Source organism: Acinetobacter sp. CAU_H_S170_2 (genome assembly GCF_058890445.1).
Genome location: NZ_JBZYAE010000001.1, coordinates 2,921,169 through 2,938,420 on the forward strand (window position 1 = coordinate 2,921,169; position 17,252 = coordinate 2,938,420).

Sequence of the window (17,252 nt, forward strand, 5' to 3'; positions counted from 1 at the left end):
TGTAAAATTAAAGTTCAGCCAAAGACTGTAAATATGCTTTAATGGCATCTAACTGGGTTGCTCTTAAGTCAGAATGCTCATCCCAATAGAGTCCCACGCAGTTTGCTTGCATATCAATAGCATAAATACCCTTTAATTCAATGGGTAAATGTTTAAACTTGTCATCACCTGTAATGAGTTCAAGCTGTTGATCAACAACGCGAGCGCGCATTAAAGGTAGGCGTGCTTCTGGAATCAGTACACTGTAGTACGCCACCATGCTGGCACGGTTTTCCGAAGCCATCGGTATTTTCGTCCAGTCAGGTGCTGCGACTAAACGCGGGTGTAAACCCATCTTGCGCGCTTTATCACGCATTTCACCTAAAGCTTTTTCTCTTGGACTTACACGAAGTCCAAAAATCGAGCCGAGGATGAATAAGATGATAAATCCGACAACCCAAATTCCAGTATTTTCCATAGCACAACCTTTTTATTCCTTTATTAGAGTTGCATAAGCACAATATAAAACGCAAGTTTGAACGATAAAATTAATTTAAGAACATTTCATGACTATATAGAACTTCATGTCCATTCCAGTAAATATAGCCTTTATCGAGTAACTCTTTCAGTAACATACGTACATCTGACTTCGGAAACATTTGCTCAAGCAAATCACGTAGTGCATAGATATCTTTGGGTTTATTGGTTTTTAACTCGCGTAGTTTTCGTGCGACCTCAAGCTGTACAGGGTCAATCTGTGCAAAGTTTTTAAACAACTCTTGTTGCGCGGACTGCGTATCTACAGTTGGTTCAAGCTTATCCACGACACTGTCTTTTTGCAGTTGCTGTAGCGCTTGTTGCATGCTTTGTGGCTGTGAAATTGGGTCTTGTTCATCTAAATTCAGTGCCAACCACTGCTTCAACACTTTTTTACGAAAGCGAATCTGCTCATCATAGCGTTTGATGATTTTGAGATTAATCAACATCCCCACTACCCGCTGCGTCTTTTCAGGTACGAGTTGCAAAATATTACTTATTGAGTTTTTTAGACCGTTCAATGTGTTCGGCTTACCTGACATTTTCCCCAAAGCATCACAATATTTTTTGACCATTTTTAAATAAGGCTGATTTTTGATGCTGTCTAAACTGGGAAGATGACGTTGACTTGGTAACGCTTCAGACTGAATGAGGATCAAATTGCTCTGAATATCCGAAGATTGCATTAAGTCCAAAAGTATTTCTGTTGTATTGACCGCAGAGATAATTTCAACCTGCGTCTCTGGCTCAAGCAAAGCCATTAACTGCCCCACCACCACGGCATATTCGAACTCTTTTTGCTCGGCTTTGGGCGTGTCTAAAATCACCACTTGACCACTACTGATCCAAGCAGCCAGTTCCGTCAAATCTTGCAATGCATACTCAAATTGACCTTGGCAATGAAACAAATACAAAGTCGGATAATGCTCCACAATCTCGCGCAACAATTTGGCCGTCGGAACATTATTTTCAAGGTCAAGAAGAACAACTTTTTGAGTCATAGGACAGTTTTTATGGGATGCACCAGAAAGCGGGTATTAGAGTAGGAACTGCATCAAAGGTCAAATGATTTCGTCAGTCAAATCGAGCTTTGAGTTGGGTAAAACAAAAAAAGAGACAAGACTCAGCAATATCCACAACCCACATCACAGCTTTTTTTAGCCCCAGACAGCAAATGAACTTAATAATGTGGCGGACGATCAGCCATCGGGTCAAATGTCGCAATTCCATCGGACAAATCTGAAGATTCAACACGTTGATACAAAATTTGCATTTGTTTTTTTAAATCAGCAATTTCCAGCCCTTGAATCACCAATTGTTTATTGAGTTGTTCAACTAAATCATCTAAAAATGCAATTCGGACTTGCAAATCTTCAATGGGTGCGGACAATGGCGCTTGATTATCAATATTTTGTTGTTTAGACACTTCAAGTCCTCATTTGAGATTTTTCAGGAAACATTATGGCCTATATTACTTTAAGGGATGTCCAACTTGCGTTTGGTGGACCTGCCTTGCTTGACGGCGCGAACTTTTCATTGGAGCGCGGTGAACGAGTGTGTTTAATTGGTCGTAATGGTGAAGGTAAGTCTACTTTACTTAAACTGATCGAGGGAAGCCTATTACCCGATTCTGGTGAAGTTTCTCTACAAAATGGCATCACCATTTCGATGTTGGCGCAAGACGTGCCGATGGACTCGGGCAAAGTGGCGGATATCGTGGCAGACGGCGCAGGTGAAGCCGCAGATGTGCTCAGAGCTTATCATGAAGCTAGTGATGCTTGTGTACTTGGAGACATGGAAGCGTGTGACCGCATGGGTAACTTGCAACACAAACTAGATCAGTTAGATGGCTGGGCTTTAGAAACCAAAGTCAATTCTATTTTAAGTAAAATGGGCCTAGACCCAGATGCCGATTTGGCCGACTTATCGGGTGGTCGTAAGCGTCGTGTGCTGCTTGCTCGTGCGCTTCTTACCCAACCCGATGTGCTATTGCTAGACGAACCAACCAACCATTTGGACGTTGAAAGTATTGAATGGCTAGAGAAGTTTTTACTTGATCAAAATAATTTAACTTTACTGTTCATCTCGCATGACCGTTCATTTGTAGATAGTATTGCAACTCGTATTGTAGAGCTTGACCGTGGCACTTTGCGTAGTTACGAGGGTAACTACTCACGCTACCTCGAACTAAAAGCACAGCAAATGGAAGCTGAGGAAAAGCAGAATGCACTGTTTGACAAACGTTTAGCTGAAGAAGAAGTGTGGATTCGCCAAGGGATTAAAGCGCGTCGTACCCGTAACGAAGGTCGTGTACGTGCCTTAAAAGAATTACGTGAACAGTCGAAAGCGCGCCGTTCGCAGCAAGGCAAAGTCAGCATGGCAACACAAGACGCTAGCCGTTCAGGTAAAGTAGTCTTTGAAATTGAAAACTTAGCTGTGCAATTTGGCAACAGCGCTCCAATCATCAAAGATTTCTCGGCACTGGTATTACGTGGTGACCGTATCGGCTTAGTCGGTGACAACGGTGTGGGTAAAACCACGCTCATCAAAGCTATTTTGGGTGAGCAAGAACATACTGGTACTGTGAAAACAGGTACGCAATTGGAAGTGGCTTACTTCGACCAATTACGTAATGCTCTCGACCTTGAAAAATCAGTCAAAGATAACGTGTCAGAAGGTTCAGACCATGTCGATGTGAATGGTAACCGTCGTCACATTTACAGCTATTTGCAAGATTTCTTGTTCTCACCAGAACGTGCGCGTACACCAGTCAAAGCTCTTTCAGGCGGTGAGCGTAACCGTATTCTTTTAGCCAAGTTACTACTTAAGCCATCTAACTTAATCGTGATGGACGAACCCACCAATGACTTGGATATGGTGACACTAGAGCTACTAGAAGAAATGTTGTCCGACTACAAAGGCACCTTACTGCTTATTTCGCATGACCGTGCCTTTATGGATAACGTGGTCACCTCAACTTGGGTGTTCGATGGTAAAGGCAATATCGATGAATACATTGGTGGTTACCAAGATTACTTACAACAGCGACCAGACCAAACTGCGGTTGACCAAAAAAGTGCTGTGAAAAAAGCAGCGGCGAAAGCTGAAGCGAACGCAGCACCTGCTAAAAAAGTCAAACTCAGCTATAAAGATCAACGTGCGCTTGAACAACTGCCTGCCGAAATGGAAGCACTGGAAAAAGAGCAAGCGGAAATCAATGCCTCACTTGCAGATGGTTCATTATTTATTTCAGATGCAGACAAGGCGATGACGTTGTCGAATCGTTTGACTGAAATTGATGAGCTATTGCTGGAAAAACTGGAACGTTGGGAAGAACTGGAAAATTTAACCAAATAATTTTTCGTAAGCTCCATAAAAAAACTCCGCACAATGCGGAGTTTTTTATATTTAACGCGGCTGACGATGCCCACCACCGCCAGGATGTATGCCAGCACCTCCACCTGGATGTATCCCACCCCCGCCAAGATGAATTCCACCACCACCTGGATGACTACCTCCTGGATGCAACCCACCTCCACCAGGCTGCCCTCCTCCTGGATGGATATGATCAGGATGTTGCCCCCCTGGATGTCCACCGCCATGACCATTAGGTGGTGGACGATGGTCTTCTAGTGGAAAGGGTGCATACCCTGTCCAACCAAACCCATGATAATAATGATTATAATCATCATATGGACTATAGACACAGCCCGTTAAAGCAATAAATAGCACACCGCAACTGCTGATGTTTTTTAGCATTTTTATCTTCCTATTCTTATCTTTCTTCTTAGTATTGTGAATTTCACCCAAATTAAAACAAAACAAATGTTGCGAGATGTTTAGACCATGTTCTCCACTGAGCATGAATACAGTTTCACCCACCTCATAAAAACCATCACAACTTGATATGAGAAGGTCTTGTACAACAGCTTCATGGCGAAGATTGCATCTTCATTCTTGCTTCATGCTAAACTCGAAATATTCTTTTTTCAGCCTTTATCGCAATTTATGAGTTCAAAGCCAGACTATCAACCCGGTGAATTTCAGTGGTCTTTCCTACAACCTAAATATTGGGGTGTTTGGATCGGTATCGTCTTTCTCATGATATTGGCGATTCTCCCATGGGCAATTCAACACCGACTGGCAACCCTCTTAGGCAACCTCAGCTTTAAATATCTGAAGTCACGACGTAAAACCACTGTTCGTAATCTGGAGGTGTGTTTCCCTGAATGGTCGGCCCAAGAAGTCCTTGAAAATGCCCGTTTAGTTTTTGTCGATCAAATGCTGGGCGTATTTGAAACGCTGAATGCGTGGTATAGCCCAAAGTGGTTTACTGGCCGTGTCAGTATTGAAGGTTTAGAACATATTCAAAAAGCACAAGCAGAAGGTAAAGGCGCACTGCTTTTAGGAACCCACTCTACTTTGCTCGATGCGGGTGGTTATCTATGCGCACAGTATTTTGAACCAGATGTGGTGTATCGCCCACAAAATAATCCACTGCTGGATATGCTCATCTACCGCTGCCGCGCCACCATTTATGCACATCAAATTGATCATGATGACATGCGTGGTTTGGTCCGCAACTTAAAAAATGGCCATGCCATTTGGTATAGTCCAGATCAAGACTTTGGCTTAAAACAAGGTGTTATGGCGCCATTTTTTGGCGTTCCCGCAGCGACCGTTACAGCACACCGTCGTTTATTGAAAATGACCAAAGCCGCAGCCATTCCTCTGTATTTTTATCGTGATGGTGATATTAAAAACCCAAAATACAAAGTGTTGATTGAACCTGCGGTGGAAAACTTACCCAGTGAAGATGAAGTCGATGATGCGACACGCGTGAATCAAATTATTGAAAATCAACTCCGTATTGCTCCGACTCAATATATGTGGTTCCACCGTCGCTTTAAAACTCGCCCTGCAGGCTATGACAAGATTTATTCTTAACAAAAAGGGCTGATTAAAAAAAGTAGAACCCGAGTTCTGCGTCCTGCAAAACTCGGGTACATGAGGTTGTGCTTTCAACGTTATTCTTGTTTTATTCGGTGGCATTCCATACCTACATCATATCCATGATGATTTCCATCAGCTTCAACTTCCATACTGGGATGATCCATTCCCGCTCCATCTGCTGATGAGACTAGAATACGGGCATACCAAATGACTAACCATTCGTCAGATTCCCAAATCCCTGTAAGCCATATCCTACACTGATGAAATCCGAGCGCCCCATATGTTTACTGGTAATCTTTGGCAATTTTATCTGTCACCTGCTTACCTTCTCGTTCCGCTTTCTCAATTCCATCTTCAATCGCCTCCTGCGCTTCTTGCTCATCGGCTTCGGTTTGCTCTAGCTCTTCTTGCACTTGCTCAAACACCCGACCAGTTTGAAGCACCACATATACAGGGAAATGATCTGAACCAATATGTGGTAAACGCTGCATCTGAACTAAGGCAAAATCCGTACTGTGAAAAACATGATCCAGTGACCAGCGCAGTAAGGGATAGTCTGCATGAAAAGTATTGACAAAATGTCGTCCGACTCGGGGGTCTAGCAGCCCACTGATCCGTTGAAAAAGTCGTGTCGTGCGCGACCATGCCACATCATTCAAATCCCCCATCACAATGCAGCTCTCATCCAAATCTTTAATCTGATCCCCGACTATCAATAATTCAGCATCACGTAAAGTAGAGTCTTTGGCTTCGGTCGGACTTGGCGGTTTCGGGTGTAAGCAGTACAGTTGTACTGGTTGTCCTGACCTTAATATGACTGTGGCATGAATCGAAGGAATTTCATCGCTCAAAATAAACTTAACTTCAATATCTTTAAGCGCTAAACGACTGTACAAATGCATGCCATACAGATTATCCAAAGGCACTGCAACCCGATAGGGATAGTCATCTTCCAGTTCACTCAAGGCTTGTTCCCAATGTGCATCCGACTCTAAAGTCAAAATCAAGTCCGGTTGATGCTGATGAATCTGTTGCAGCAATAAGTGATATTGAGTATTGGGCGTTAGTACATTCGACACAATTAAAGAAATCTGACGTTCTGGCTGTAACTCTGTTTTAGCAACCGTTTTCACCTGCTTTTTCCATACAAAGGTATAAGGCAACACCATTTTGAGTTGGTACGACACTGCCGCAATTAACCCCAGCAAAATGACTTCACGCACCCAATTCCAAGGTGCATCCCAAATCAACATCAAGATAAATGCAATCAATCCCAATGCCAAAATCTGTAAGCGTGGAAAATCTGCGCCTCGAAACCACCATTCATCTCGTGGAATCAGTGACCAGAAGCTTAACCAAATCACAACACATGCCAGCAACTCAACCCAGATCATAGATAGCCACTCTTATATTCTTAATTTTTTGTAGATTCATAAATTAATATCAATTTTGCATGTAACATAAACAAGATATATTGCACAATATAATTGCTGTTTTCATTGTGTAGTGCTTGCAGTTAAGCGCTCTTTTGATACACTCGAATCCCCTTTTAATTTTTAACGCACCGAGGCAAAGTGACATGAAAGTAGGTCTGGTCGGTTGGCGCGGGATGGTTGGTTCCGTCCTAATGCAACGTATGGTTGAAGAGAATGATTTTGCTCATTTTGAGCCATTTTATTTCTCTACCAGTAATGCAGGCGGTGAAGCGCCTGCGTTTGGCGGTAAAACTGCCCCAGCACTTATGGATGCATCAGACATTAACAGTCTGAAGCAAATGGATGTCATTATTACCTGCCAAGGCGGCGACTATACCTCAGAAGTTTTCCCGAAGCTCAAAGCAGAAAACTGGACAGGCTATTGGATTGATGCGGCATCTACACTTCGTATGGAAGATGAAGCCATCATCGTACTTGACCCTGTCAACATGAACGTGATTAAAGATGGTTTAGTGAACGGTACCAAAACATTCGTGGGCGGTAACTGTACAGTTTCACTGATGCTGATGGGCTTAGGCGGTTTATTCCAAAACAATTTAGTGGAATGGGCAACCTCGATGACTTATCAAGCAGCATCGGGTGCTGGTGCGCAAAATATGCGTGAACTCATCTCTGGTATGGGCTATTTGTACAACAACACCAAAGATTTGTTAGATGACCCACGCTCTCCAATTCTAGATATCGACTCTAAAATTGCGGAATTACAACGTGGCGAAGGTTTCCCTTCAGCAAACTTTGGCGTGCCATTAGCAGGCTCACTCATTCCTTATATCGACAAACAATTAGACAGCGGTCAGTCGAAAGAAGAATGGAAAGGTCAAGTTGAAACCAACAAGATCTTGGGCAACCAGCAAATCGTTCCGATTGACGGTCATTGTGTACGTATTGGTGCGATGCGTTGTCACTCTCAAGCTTTAACATTAAAGCTGAAGAAAGACGCGCCTCTCGATGAAATCGAAGATATGTTACGTAGCGCAAACCAATGGGCAAAAGTGGTTCCAAATACCCGTGAAGCGTCTATGACTGACTTAACACCTGTGGCTGTAACAGGCACATTAACAGTTCCTGTTGGTCGTCTACGCAAATTGAATATGGGCAAAGAGTACTTAGGTGCTTTCACTGTCGGTGATCAATTGCTTTGGGGTGCTGCGGAACCCTTACGTCGTATGCTCCGTATCCTGATTGACTACAAAAATACTTAAGCATTTACCCGCTAAAGTATTAAGCCGATCACACTTGATCGGCTTTTTTTTGTAACCCTGATGTTAACGTTTTACAAATAACACACAACTCGCTAATCTATAATTTTCGCTTTGCGATCTGTGACCGAGCTAAAGATTAAGATGACCGTAAATAACAAATTAAAGATAGCCATTTTAGCCATTATTGCTTCGCAAAATGTGAATGCGATCATTGTTGATCCTATTCAAATTCAATCTGCACCTGGGGAACTGTTGTATGCAGAATTGAACTTTCACGATGCCGATCCGAATGCTCCGATTCAAGCCAGTCTAGCTAGCGCAGAAGATTTAATGTCTCTTGGTGTCATGCATCAGCCGCCCAGTAATCTGAACTTTTTTACCCGTCGTACCAGTGCCAGTACAGGTGTAATTACGATTACTTCTTCACGTCCTTTAACGGAAGCAGAACTCAACATTGTCGTCAAAATCAAAGAAGGCAATGCGGCACGGCTACAACATATTAAAACAGCCAATAAACGCTCAGCAGCACTTCAAGCACGCGCGAATAATAATGAAAAAGCGTTAAAACCGGTGGTGATTGTCAACGAAAAAGATATTGCGCTGAACTTACCTGTCAGCACACAATTCAATAGCTTAAAAACAACAGCTGCGCCGACGACAAACACGACACCACTCAAACTCAATAACCATACCCCACCAAGCATGAGTGCGACCGCTATTACAGCGCCAACGCAAGTTATTTCAGTAGCGTCTACACAAATTGCAGCAGCTGCTCAAACATCAACTCCACGTGTTGAACCGATTACTCAAGCGAAAAAATCGGCAGATCCGTTAGTGCAAAAGTATGCCGATTCAGTTCAAAAATCAGATGCGCCAATTTCAGCACAGGCTAGCCCTCAAGCTAGTCCATCGACAGCAAAAACAATACCTGCTGCCCCTGCAACTACTGCACGCCAAGCCGCACCTCAAAGTGCCCATGTAGTTCGGTCAAATGAATCTCTCTGGGGCATTGCATCGCGCATTGCTGCTGAAGAAAACCGTCCTGTCGGTGAAGTCATGCAACAAATTAAAGCCAAGAATGAACATGCCTTTATTCAAGGTGACGTAAATCGCTTACGTCGTGGTGCCAACCTCAATTTAACAGGTTTACAAACAGCAAAATCAGAACAAAAAGTCTCCGTTTCATCACTTCCAAAACAAAGCTCACAGCAATCTGGCAAGGCGAAATACCGCCTCAATCAAGCCGAGATGAGCTTGGTGGCAGAGAAAGAGCAAGATTCAAGCCACGGTTCTGCCAAGAAGTCGACACAAAAGAATCAAACATCAAACGAGTTGTCATTAAAAGTTATGACATCCCGTGAAAAAACCGTTAAATTACAGAGAAACGTAACACAATTAGAAGTGGCACTTAATCAGAAAGATCAGAGAATTCAATTACTAAACGCTCGTCTTGCACAATTGCAACAACAATTGAAAGCACAACAAACTGAGAAAAAGCCAACACACTAAAGTGTTATTTTGATTATTTGATTTTGGATGAACTTGCACAAAGACAAGTTCAAAAGGGGTAAAACATGCTTATTTATGTGATTCCATTTATCTTACTATTGGTTGTTGCCATAGTCTTAAAAAAGCGTGAGGCGAGTAAAGAAACAGAACCAAAAACTCAAAAAGCGGTTACTGCAAAAAACAAAGTTAAAAAAACCAGTTCGTCTAAAAAATCCCCGCAACAAACTCAAGTCGTTGAAGATGTTGTTGCTAAAAAAGCCACGACACCACTCGCTACAGATCTACGTAATAAAATTGAAGGCCAAATTCGCGACCGCAATTTCTTCTCAGCTGAAGCACAAATCAACCAAGCCCTAAATAAAGACAATTCACAACACGAATTATATTTACTGCTGCTCGATATTCACTTGCTTCAAAAAGATGAGTTTGCCATCAGCCAATTACTGAATCATTTACGTTCTTTAGAACTGGATGATATTTTGGCACAAGCAGAAGCCAAAAAATCGGATTACGATCAATTACATCAAAATAGCCGTGACACGATTGAGTTTAAACCGACTGAAATTGCACCATCTACACCAAAACCTGTAGAAGCAATCAATACTGCTGACTTTGATGCCCTGATGTCATCAAATAATCCTGCGCCCTCTCCTGTGCAGGCTTCTGTTGTTGAACCGGTTCAAGACATTAAACCGCTTGATTTTGATACCTCAGCATTTACCACCACAACAACGGCTCAACCTGAACCAAGCATCGAAGTTCAAAGCTTAGAATTTGATATCTCTAGTTTAAATACACCAACAGCAGAACCAACCAAATCTGCTGAAGAACTTAAACCGCTCGATTTCGGTTCACTTTCTTTAGAAAGCAGGCCTATTCAACCAGCAGAAACTGCTGCAGCCGACATCCAACCTTTAGATTTTTCGTTCAATCTCGACACAGCGCCGACAACAACGCCAGAAGCAGAAATTTCACTGCCTGCTGTAGATGAGCGTCCTGAATTTACATTTGATTTTTCAAGCGAATCTACGGCTGAAGCGGCAAAAGACATCCCTGCTTTTTCTTTCGATACGGTGAGCCCAAGTGAAGCGATAGTAGAAGAAATACCAGCAGTTGTTACGCCAAACCTCAGTTTTAGTCTAGAGTCTACTGCACCTGCCAATACGGTGGATCAAAGCGATCCTCTGGTACAGTCTTTCCCTCAACTGAGCGAAGTCAATGAAATACAATTAAACCTTGAATTGGCTGAGCAATACATTCAACTTGGCGCTTTCGAAGCTGCACGTAAAATTTTGGTTGAACAAGAACCAAATTACTCTACGGAACAACGTCAGCAAGTAGAACAGTTACTGAGCCGCATAGCATCCTAAGCCATTTCGTTTTAAACTAAAGCAGTCATCACCGACTGCTTTTTTTATAATGAAAAAAATTGCGCTTATCTATATGGGTGGAACCTTTGGCTGTATTGGCGAACCCTTACAACCAATGCCTGCCGAAGACTTTATTCCCAAGCTCACACATGTCTTGCCGATTCATCTCGACATTGAATGTTTTATTGCACCTGTCATTAAAGACAGTAGCGCCTGTACGGCTGCAGACTGGTTATTGCTAATTCAGCAGATTCAACAATTGCAACTGCAACAATTCCAGCATTTTGTCGTGATTCATGGCACAGATACCTTAAGCTATGCCAGTGCTGTCGCTGCACACTTTATTGCAGACTCCGCACGCGTGGTTTTCACAGGTAGCCAATATCCATTGCTTAATGTACAAGGCACAGATACGCGTGAATTTAGCGATGCGATCAGTAATTTGAATTTTGCCTTAGATGCGGTGATGAAACATCCTGTCGGAGTGTATCTGGCTTTTCATCAACAGGTATTACATGCACAAACCGCGTTAAAACGACATACCACAGAACTGGATGCTTTTACAGGCGTCATGGCTGAACAGCCGATTCCACATAGCTTAAAAACACACATAGTACAAACAAATGATGTAGAACAATCCCACCAATTCAATTGCCTCAATCTGATGATGCAACCTGTTGCCTTAGCGCAACAATTGCAGAATTTGAAAAACCTGCTTACAGCCCCACCACATTTCCTCATTTTGCAAGGTTTTGGAACGGGTAATTTAGCTGTGAATGCCGAGTTGATGGCACTTTTCGATGAATTTTGCGCACAAGGCTGTGTTGTTATCTTAAGTACCCAAGTTCCTTTCGGGCGTACTGATCAGCGCTATGCAGTTGCCGCGTGGACAACTCAAGCCAAAATAATTGTCAGTGATTGCCTCGGGCACGCAGATCTGTATGCCAAAGCCCTCAAAATGTATTTACAATACCCCACTGCTGAAGCGCGCTTCAGCCATTGGCATGATTTGGGTTAATTTGAGGTACATATGCAACGTTTTGCGATCGGCATTGAGTTTTGTGGTACACACTATCGTGGTTGGCAAACCCAGCAAACAGGTGTGATCAGCGTACAAGAGACGATTGAAAAAGTACTGTCTAAAATTGCCAATGAACCGATTAGCTTACATGGTGCTGGTCGTACCGATGCGGGCGTCCATGCCACCAATATGGTGGCGCATTTTGATAGCTCGGCACTTCGTTCAGAGCGCGGTTGGTTAATGGGTAGCAACAGCCAACTGCCAAAAGATATCTCGATCCAATGGATCAAAGCGATGGATCAAGACTTTCATGCACGCTTCAAAGCGCAGGCACGTCGTTATCGTTATGTGGTCTATAACCACCCACAACGCCCTGCTCTTATGTATAAACAAGTCACACATGCCTATTATGCGCTAGATGTGGCGAAGATGATGCAAGCCGCGCAAAAGTTCGAAGGCACGCATAACTTTGAAAGCTTCCGTGCAGCCGCATGCCAATCCAATCAACCTGTCCGCCATGTCAGCCATTGTCGCTTAATTCAACATGGTCCATATTTGGTCCTCGACATTCAGGCTGATGGCTTCTTACACCATATGGTCCGCAATATCATGGGTTGCTTACTAGAAATCGGGCAAGGTATGTATGAAGTCGAGCATATTGAGGCTATTTTCGCAGCAGAAGACCGTAAAGCCGCAGGCATTACTGCCCCCCCTGATGGGCTATATTTCATTCATGCCGACTATCCAGCGCAGTTTGAGCTACCAAAGCAGCCGCTTGGGCCACACTGGCTCAATATGCCTGAATAATTTATTTTTTAATCCTCCCACTAGCCTGCTTTTTCAAAGGAAAGGGAGAAATTCCTCCCTTTTATAAAGGGAGGTTAGGAGGGATTTCTTAACGCTGCTTACGCTTGCGATATTCCACTGGGGTTTCATTGGTCCAGCGTTTAAATGCACGATAGAAGGTACTTGGCTCAGAAAAGCCCGTCAAATACACGATACGCTCTACACTTTCAGCCGTATTGGCCAAAAGTTTTTTCGCCAACCGGCAGCGATAATCAGACAAAATTTGCTGGAAGCTAGTATTCGCCTCACTAAGCTGTGTTCGTAAACGTCTTGGGGTAATACTGAGCTGAGAAGCCACTGTTTCAAGTGTGGTTTCGCCACTTTCTAGGGTTGAACCTATCGCGCGACGCACCTCACCCACCAAATCATAGCGGGCTAATTCTTGAAGTTTTTCAATCGCTAACTGCTCATGCAGTTGCAATAATTCAGGTTCCGCCTGCCACAACGGATAAGCCAAAATACTTGGGTCAAAATATAAGCGAGTTTCTTTTTGTCCTAGGCTGACAGGGCACTCATATACACGGAAATACTCATCATCAAACGCGCCTTTACTGAAGTTAAAATCAATATAGATCGGTTCAAAACGCCCTTCAGTAATAAATTTAAAGAACCGTAAAATACCGGACATCGCACATTCAGAAAAATGTCGATTGACTAAATTCTCAGCCCAAGGTTGTTCCCCATTGGTCAAATAACAACGGTCATCTTCAACCACTAACTTGGCATGAAAGGCATCACTGATCAAGCGCTGATAAGCCAAAGCGCGTTTCAAACCCTCACCAAAGTTTTCCGATGAAATAAACAAATGCTCAATCACTTGGCCACGGTATAAAGGCAGATTTTCACCCAAATGTAGACCGATGTCTGGATCTCGGCTCACTTCTTCTGCGGCCACCCAAAAAGCGTATTGCGCGCTCAAAGGCGTACGCTCATTGGTTTCCATCTGATTTAACGCAACACCCGCCTTTGTTAAAATTTCTTCTGTTGGCAACCCTGAACGACGAATCGCTTGGTAGCCTAATCGCAAGACAATCGATGCATCAGTTAGCTGACCCACGCTAGAACCTTCCTTGTATGTTCTTCATTTATACACAAAACATTAAAATTAGATTAACTGCGATTGACCGAACTGACAACAACTTATACAGTTTTTTTGTTGAAAATATTTATTCCTCTTGTTCGCTTATTTTACTGACAGATGATCAGGCAACCGCCCATTCCGCCTTGTTTTATGCAAAAAAATTGACTATAATTTGCGCCTTTCCAATTTATTCATTCAGGTAGGCTATGGCCAATAAAGAGGAACTCATCGAGTTCGAAGGCGTTGTCACCGAGACGCTTCCTAATACTATGTTTCGTGTACGTTTAGAAAACGGTCATGAAGTGATTGCTCACATCTCTGGTAAAATGCGTAAACACTATATTCGTATTTTGACTGGCGACAGTGTTAAAGTAGAAATGACACCTTATGATTTATCTAAGGGTCGTATCACTTATCGTGCGCGCTAAGTTTTAGCGAAGCGAAAAAGCCACTTTTTAAGTGGCTTTTTTAATGTCTGCGCTCAGACTAAAACGTTATGAATCAACTATATTCCAAGCAAAAATCAAACTATAATTAAATGAGATAACAACCTAATACGCCAAAACAATAATGAAGACGACTTCAACGAAGCTCGCTATTTTACTGTTCCCCATACTCTGTGTTGCTTGTGCCACAACAAGCGAAACTCGGCTCAAGCAAACCTTACAACACTATATCGGACAATCGTCACATCAAGTTCAAAATCAACTTAACGTCAATAGCATGGGTTATAAAGTGCTCGGTGCTCCTGTATATACCCCAGAGAAACTGACCTAAACTCTGTTACGTAATATGCCTATTCCGATGGTAACCCCCAATCTTGGAACCAGTGTCAGTATGGGTGCGCCCATTCCGACACCTTTCAGCGGTAGCCTGAATATTGAAATGAAATGCAACATTGAGTTCAGACTGCATGATGATCTTGTGGAATCTATTCACTACATCGGCAAAGCGTGTTAGCGGCTGCGTTATGTTGAGTCGCCTACATACCGTTTATCTCAAATTACTCGAAACATACTCAAACGAACGTTCAGATATACAATACTAAAAGGGTCTTTCTCTGCTTAGGGGATGATCATGAAGCCCTTTATTGTCAGTTTTTTTAGTTCCATCTGCTTTCTACTGCTTCAAGCTTGCAGCAGCTCTCCAACGCAACACCAGACCGTCGTTTCACCCGCTAAAATTGCGCTCCCCGACTATTTAGAACAATATATCGGCCAAGATGTATCGAGCATTCGGCGCGAACTCAACTTACGTCAACTCGGTTATGAAACTTTAGGTACGCCGATTCAAACACCAAACCAACTGAGTTATACCATTGTCAGACGGATTCAAATTCCAACTCCTATGCCCACTATGCGCAGTGACAGCAGTGTCGGTGCGATTCCCATTCCCACACATACACCTTTTTATGATGTTCAGTTAGAGTGCCAAGTCCATTTTTTATTAAAAAATAATATTGCGCAATCAATTCAATATCGGGGTAAAGCTTGTAAAGGTTATTAAATTTTGGGCATAAAAAAACGCAGCGGATAGCTGCGTTTTCAAATTGTTTTGGCTTAGTTCAGTGCAGCCACAACCGCCTGCCCCATTTCAGCAGTACCCACTTTGCTCATGCCTTCAGACATGATATCAGCGGTACGCAAGCCTTGATCTAGGACATTGCCTACTGCATCTTCAATCGCTTGAGCAGCAGCTTCTTCACGGAAGGTATATCGCAACATCATAGCTACTGAAAGAATAGTGGCTAATGGGTTGGCAATATTTTGTCCTGCGATATCGGGCGCCGAACCATGGCATGGCTCATACATCCCTTTTGAATTTTCATCTAAGGATGCAGATGGCAACATCCCAATTGAGCCTGTCAACATCGCGGCTTCATCAGACAAGATGTCACCAAATAAGTTACCTGTCACAATCACGTCAAACTGTTTAGGCGCGCGCACCAACTGCATTGCAGCATTATCGACATACATATGCGACAAGTTAATGTCTGGATAGTCAGCTTCTTTCATCGCCGTTACGGTTTGCTTCCAAAGCTCCGTCACTTCAAGTACGTTAGCTTTGTCAACAGAACAGACTTTTCCGCCACGTAAACTAGCCATTTCAAAAGCCACTTTCGCAATACGCTTAATTTCAGACTCAGCATAAACGTCAGTGTTAAAGCCTTGTTTTTCACCATTCTCAAGCTCACGAATACCACGTGGCTGACCAAAGTAAATTCCGCCAGTTAATTCACGAACGATAAGAATATCAAGACCTGCAACAATTTCAGGCTTTAAGCTTGATGCATCTGCCAATTGCGGATACAAAATGGCTGGACGTAAGTTCGCGAATAAATTCAATTCACTACGAATTTTTAACAAACCACGCTCTGGACGGATCGAACGCTCAATGTTGTCCCACTTCGGACCACCCACCGCACCGAGTAAAATCGCATCTGCATTTTTGGCTTGTGCTGCGGTCACATCTGGATAAGGTGAACCGTGTGCATCAATGGCAGCCCCACCGAGTAGGCCCTGTTCCCACGTTAAACCTAAATTGAATTGATCATTGACTCGTGTAAGTACCTGCTCTGCGGCTTTTACAATTTCAGGACCAATGCCGTCACCAGCCAAAATCAAAATATGTTTAGACATGAAATATTCCATTGTTGGTGAGTGCTGACTCACACGATTAAAGTTTTTGTTCTACAAACTCGCCCAAGCCATTTAAGACATTGTAAGGTTTGCAAAAACGACGAATTGTTGTTTGATTTTGCTTTAAATCGACACACAAAGGGTCAGGTGCAGACATATTTAACAAGCTTCCCTGATGTCGACTGCGCGCACGGAACATCCTAAAGGTGTAGCGTTCCGCAGGCTTAAAACGATGAATCACATGCAGTGTTTCAGCGCGATCGACCGAAACGGGATAGAAGCGAATCACCAGTTCATGTTGCCCCGCTGGCACTGACAGAAACAAGGCATTCGCTTCATTCAAATCATCTCGTTTTAGACGAACGACCTTCTCTCGAATGGCCTCACGGCTGACACGATGATTGTCTGCATCCACAATTTTGATCTGATTCCATCGCTCAAATTCGCAGCTCACCGTACCAGTACAGTAAAGCTGCGCATTATTTTTACTCGCTGGGGTATCCTGAATCCGCTTAATGCTTGCCGTATTCATACTTTGGCAGGCAGTTAATGTTCCCACCAACGCCAGTAGAGCGATACGACTGTAACTCGTCACCATTGTTCAAGCCCAACCTTTACC

18 protein-coding genes are annotated in these 17,252 nt (G+C 43.2%); 10 read left to right on the top strand and 8 right to left on the bottom strand.

Annotated features, from left to right (window positions below):
- Positions 1 to 7 precede the first annotated feature (7 nt).
- From AC5EUN_RS14345 to AC5EUN_RS14355, 3 genes are all read right to left on the bottom strand, one after another.
- Positions 8 to 457, bottom strand: a complete 450-nt coding sequence (locus AC5EUN_RS14345) for an ammonium transporter (protein ID WP_159153384.1) — start codon at positions 455 to 457, stop codon at positions 8 to 10.
- A 70-nt stretch (positions 458 to 527) separates the two neighbouring features.
- Positions 528 to 1,517 (bottom strand): hypothetical protein, encoded by a 990-nt coding sequence (locus AC5EUN_RS14350; protein WP_159153385.1) that lies wholly within the window; start codon positions 1,515 to 1,517, stop codon positions 528 to 530.
- A gap of 179 nt (positions 1,518 to 1,696) precedes the next feature.
- Complete coding sequence (locus AC5EUN_RS14355; protein WP_159153386.1) at positions 1,697 to 1,942, bottom strand: SlyX family protein; 246 nt, start codon at positions 1,940 to 1,942, stop codon at positions 1,697 to 1,699.
- A 35-nt stretch (positions 1,943 to 1,977) separates the two neighbouring features.
- Between AC5EUN_RS14355 and AC5EUN_RS14360 the strand changes: the two genes are divergently transcribed.
- On the top strand, positions 1,978 to 3,873 hold the full coding sequence (locus AC5EUN_RS14360; RefSeq protein ID WP_159153387.1) for an ATP-binding cassette domain-containing protein: 1,896 nt from the start codon (positions 1,978 to 1,980) through the stop codon (positions 3,871 to 3,873).
- Positions 3,874 to 3,924: 51 nt separating this feature from the next.
- Here the strand turns inward: AC5EUN_RS14360 and AC5EUN_RS14365 are convergent, their stop codons facing one another.
- Positions 3,925 to 4,275 carry a hypothetical protein gene (locus AC5EUN_RS14365; RefSeq protein WP_159153388.1) on the bottom strand — a complete coding sequence of 117 codons (351 nt, stop codon included), beginning with the start codon at positions 4,273 to 4,275 and terminating at the stop codon, positions 3,925 to 3,927.
- Positions 4,276 to 4,524: 249 nt separating this feature from the next.
- On the opposite strand from AC5EUN_RS14365, the gene AC5EUN_RS14370 reads away from it, so the two are divergent.
- On the top strand, positions 4,525 to 5,463 hold the full coding sequence (locus tag AC5EUN_RS14370; RefSeq protein WP_178896054.1) for an LpxL/LpxP family acyltransferase: 939 nt from the start codon (positions 4,525 to 4,527) through the stop codon (positions 5,461 to 5,463).
- Positions 5,464 to 5,753: 290 nt separating this feature from the next.
- On the opposite strand, the gene AC5EUN_RS14375 is transcribed toward AC5EUN_RS14370, so the two are convergent.
- Complete coding sequence (locus tag AC5EUN_RS14375; RefSeq protein ID WP_184117770.1) at positions 5,754 to 6,863, bottom strand: endonuclease/exonuclease/phosphatase family protein; 1,110 nt, start codon at positions 6,861 to 6,863, stop codon at positions 5,754 to 5,756.
- Between the two features lie 185 nt (positions 6,864 to 7,048).
- Here AC5EUN_RS14375 and asd point away from each other — a divergent pair, with 185 nt between their 5' ends.
- The 5 genes from asd to truA all read left to right on the top strand — a co-directional run bounded on the left by asd (position 7,049) and on the right by truA (position 12,874).
- Complete coding sequence (gene asd / locus AC5EUN_RS14380; protein ID WP_183174993.1) at positions 7,049 to 8,167, top strand: aspartate-semialdehyde dehydrogenase; 1,119 nt, start codon at positions 7,049 to 7,051, stop codon at positions 8,165 to 8,167.
- A 141-nt stretch (positions 8,168 to 8,308) separates the two neighbouring features.
- The gene (locus AC5EUN_RS14385) at positions 8,309 to 9,676 is read left to right on the top strand and encodes a FimV/HubP-related protein (RefSeq protein ID WP_183174994.1); all 1,368 of its coding nucleotides are present in this window, start codon (positions 8,309 to 8,311) and stop codon (positions 9,674 to 9,676) included.
- 65 nt (positions 9,677 to 9,741) lie between these two features.
- On the top strand, positions 9,742 to 11,046 hold the full coding sequence (fimV, locus tag AC5EUN_RS14390; RefSeq protein ID WP_493352399.1) for a T4P machinery localization factor FimV: 1,305 nt from the start codon (positions 9,742 to 9,744) through the stop codon (positions 11,044 to 11,046).
- Between the two features lie 49 nt (positions 11,047 to 11,095).
- Positions 11,096 to 12,064, top strand: a complete 969-nt coding sequence (locus AC5EUN_RS14395) for an asparaginase (RefSeq protein WP_493352400.1) — start codon at positions 11,096 to 11,098, stop codon at positions 12,062 to 12,064.
- A 12-nt stretch (positions 12,065 to 12,076) separates the two neighbouring features.
- Positions 12,077 to 12,874, top strand: a complete 798-nt coding sequence (gene truA, locus AC5EUN_RS14400) for a tRNA pseudouridine(38-40) synthase TruA (protein ID WP_058868875.1) — start codon at positions 12,077 to 12,079, stop codon at positions 12,872 to 12,874.
- 88 nt (positions 12,875 to 12,962) lie between these two features.
- Here truA and AC5EUN_RS14405 read toward each other — a convergent pair whose 3' ends face one another.
- Positions 12,963 to 13,970 (bottom strand): AraC family transcriptional regulator, encoded by a 1,008-nt coding sequence (locus tag AC5EUN_RS14405; protein WP_005400861.1) that lies wholly within the window; start codon positions 13,968 to 13,970, stop codon positions 12,963 to 12,965.
- A gap of 230 nt (positions 13,971 to 14,200) precedes the next feature.
- Here AC5EUN_RS14405 and infA point away from each other — a divergent pair, with 230 nt between their 5' ends.
- The 3 genes from infA (at position 14,201) to AC5EUN_RS14420 (ending at position 15,500) form a co-directional block, all read left to right on the top strand.
- Positions 14,201 to 14,422, top strand: a complete 222-nt coding sequence (gene infA, locus AC5EUN_RS14410; protein WP_004692529.1) for a translation initiation factor IF-1 — start codon at positions 14,201 to 14,203, stop codon at positions 14,420 to 14,422.
- A 142-nt stretch (positions 14,423 to 14,564) separates the two neighbouring features.
- The gene (locus tag AC5EUN_RS14415; RefSeq protein ID WP_224467541.1) at positions 14,565 to 14,771 is read left to right on the top strand and encodes a hypothetical protein; all 207 of its coding nucleotides are present in this window, start codon (positions 14,565 to 14,567) and stop codon (positions 14,769 to 14,771) included.
- A gap of 300 nt (positions 14,772 to 15,071) precedes the next feature.
- Positions 15,072 to 15,500, top strand: a complete 429-nt coding sequence (locus AC5EUN_RS14420; RefSeq protein ID WP_058868874.1) for a hypothetical protein — start codon at positions 15,072 to 15,074, stop codon at positions 15,498 to 15,500.
- A 53-nt stretch (positions 15,501 to 15,553) separates the two neighbouring features.
- Here AC5EUN_RS14420 and leuB read toward each other — a convergent pair whose 3' ends face one another.
- Both leuB and AC5EUN_RS14430 read right to left on the bottom strand, forming a co-directional pair.
- Positions 15,554 to 16,633 (bottom strand): 3-isopropylmalate dehydrogenase, encoded by a 1,080-nt coding sequence (gene leuB / locus AC5EUN_RS14425; protein WP_058868873.1) that lies wholly within the window; start codon positions 16,631 to 16,633, stop codon positions 15,554 to 15,556.
- A 37-nt stretch (positions 16,634 to 16,670) separates the two neighbouring features.
- Complete coding sequence (locus tag AC5EUN_RS14430) at positions 16,671 to 17,231, bottom strand: hypothetical protein (RefSeq protein ID WP_159153395.1); 561 nt, start codon at positions 17,229 to 17,231, stop codon at positions 16,671 to 16,673.
- Positions 17,232 to 17,252 lie beyond the last annotated feature (21 nt).

Bases quoted from the DNA above. Each gene is read 5' to 3' on its own strand.
- AC5EUN_RS14420 (WP_058868874.1), top strand. From the start codon at position 15,072: ATGAAGCCCTTTATTGTCAGTTTTTTTAGTTCCATCTGCTTTCTACTG.
- leuB (WP_058868873.1), bottom strand. From the start codon at position 16,633: ATGTCTAAACATATTTTGATTTTGGCTGGTGACGGCATTGGTCCTGAA.
- AC5EUN_RS14385 (WP_183174994.1), top strand. From the start codon at position 8,309: ATGACCGTAAATAACAAATTAAAGATAGCCATTTTAGCCATTATTGCT.
- fimV (WP_493352399.1), top strand. From the start codon at position 9,742: ATGCTTATTTATGTGATTCCATTTATCTTACTATTGGTTGTTGCCATA.
- AC5EUN_RS14415 (WP_224467541.1), top strand. From the start codon at position 14,565: ATGAAGACGACTTCAACGAAGCTCGCTATTTTACTGTTCCCCATACTC.
- AC5EUN_RS14360 (WP_159153387.1), top strand. From the start codon at position 1,978: ATGGCCTATATTACTTTAAGGGATGTCCAACTTGCGTTTGGTGGACCT.
- AC5EUN_RS14350 (WP_159153385.1), bottom strand. From the start codon at position 1,517: ATGACTCAAAAAGTTGTTCTTCTTGACCTTGAAAATAATGTTCCGACG.
- AC5EUN_RS14375 (WP_184117770.1), bottom strand. From the start codon at position 6,863: ATGATCTGGGTTGAGTTGCTGGCATGTGTTGTGATTTGGTTAAGCTTC.
- truA (WP_058868875.1), top strand. From the start codon at position 12,077: ATGCAACGTTTTGCGATCGGCATTGAGTTTTGTGGTACACACTATCGT.
- AC5EUN_RS14365 (WP_159153388.1), bottom strand. From the start codon at position 4,275: ATGCTAAAAAACATCAGCAGTTGCGGTGTGCTATTTATTGCTTTAACG.
- AC5EUN_RS14430 (WP_159153395.1), bottom strand. From the start codon at position 17,231: ATGGTGACGAGTTACAGTCGTATCGCTCTACTGGCGTTGGTGGGAACA.
- AC5EUN_RS14370 (WP_178896054.1), top strand. From the start codon at position 4,525: ATGAGTTCAAAGCCAGACTATCAACCCGGTGAATTTCAGTGGTCTTTC.
- AC5EUN_RS14345 (WP_159153384.1), bottom strand. From the start codon at position 457: ATGGAAAATACTGGAATTTGGGTTGTCGGATTTATCATCTTATTCATC.
- AC5EUN_RS14395 (WP_493352400.1), top strand. From the start codon at position 11,096: ATGAAAAAAATTGCGCTTATCTATATGGGTGGAACCTTTGGCTGTATT.
- asd (WP_183174993.1), top strand. From the start codon at position 7,049: ATGAAAGTAGGTCTGGTCGGTTGGCGCGGGATGGTTGGTTCCGTCCTA.
- infA (WP_004692529.1), top strand. From the start codon at position 14,201: ATGGCCAATAAAGAGGAACTCATCGAGTTCGAAGGCGTTGTCACCGAG.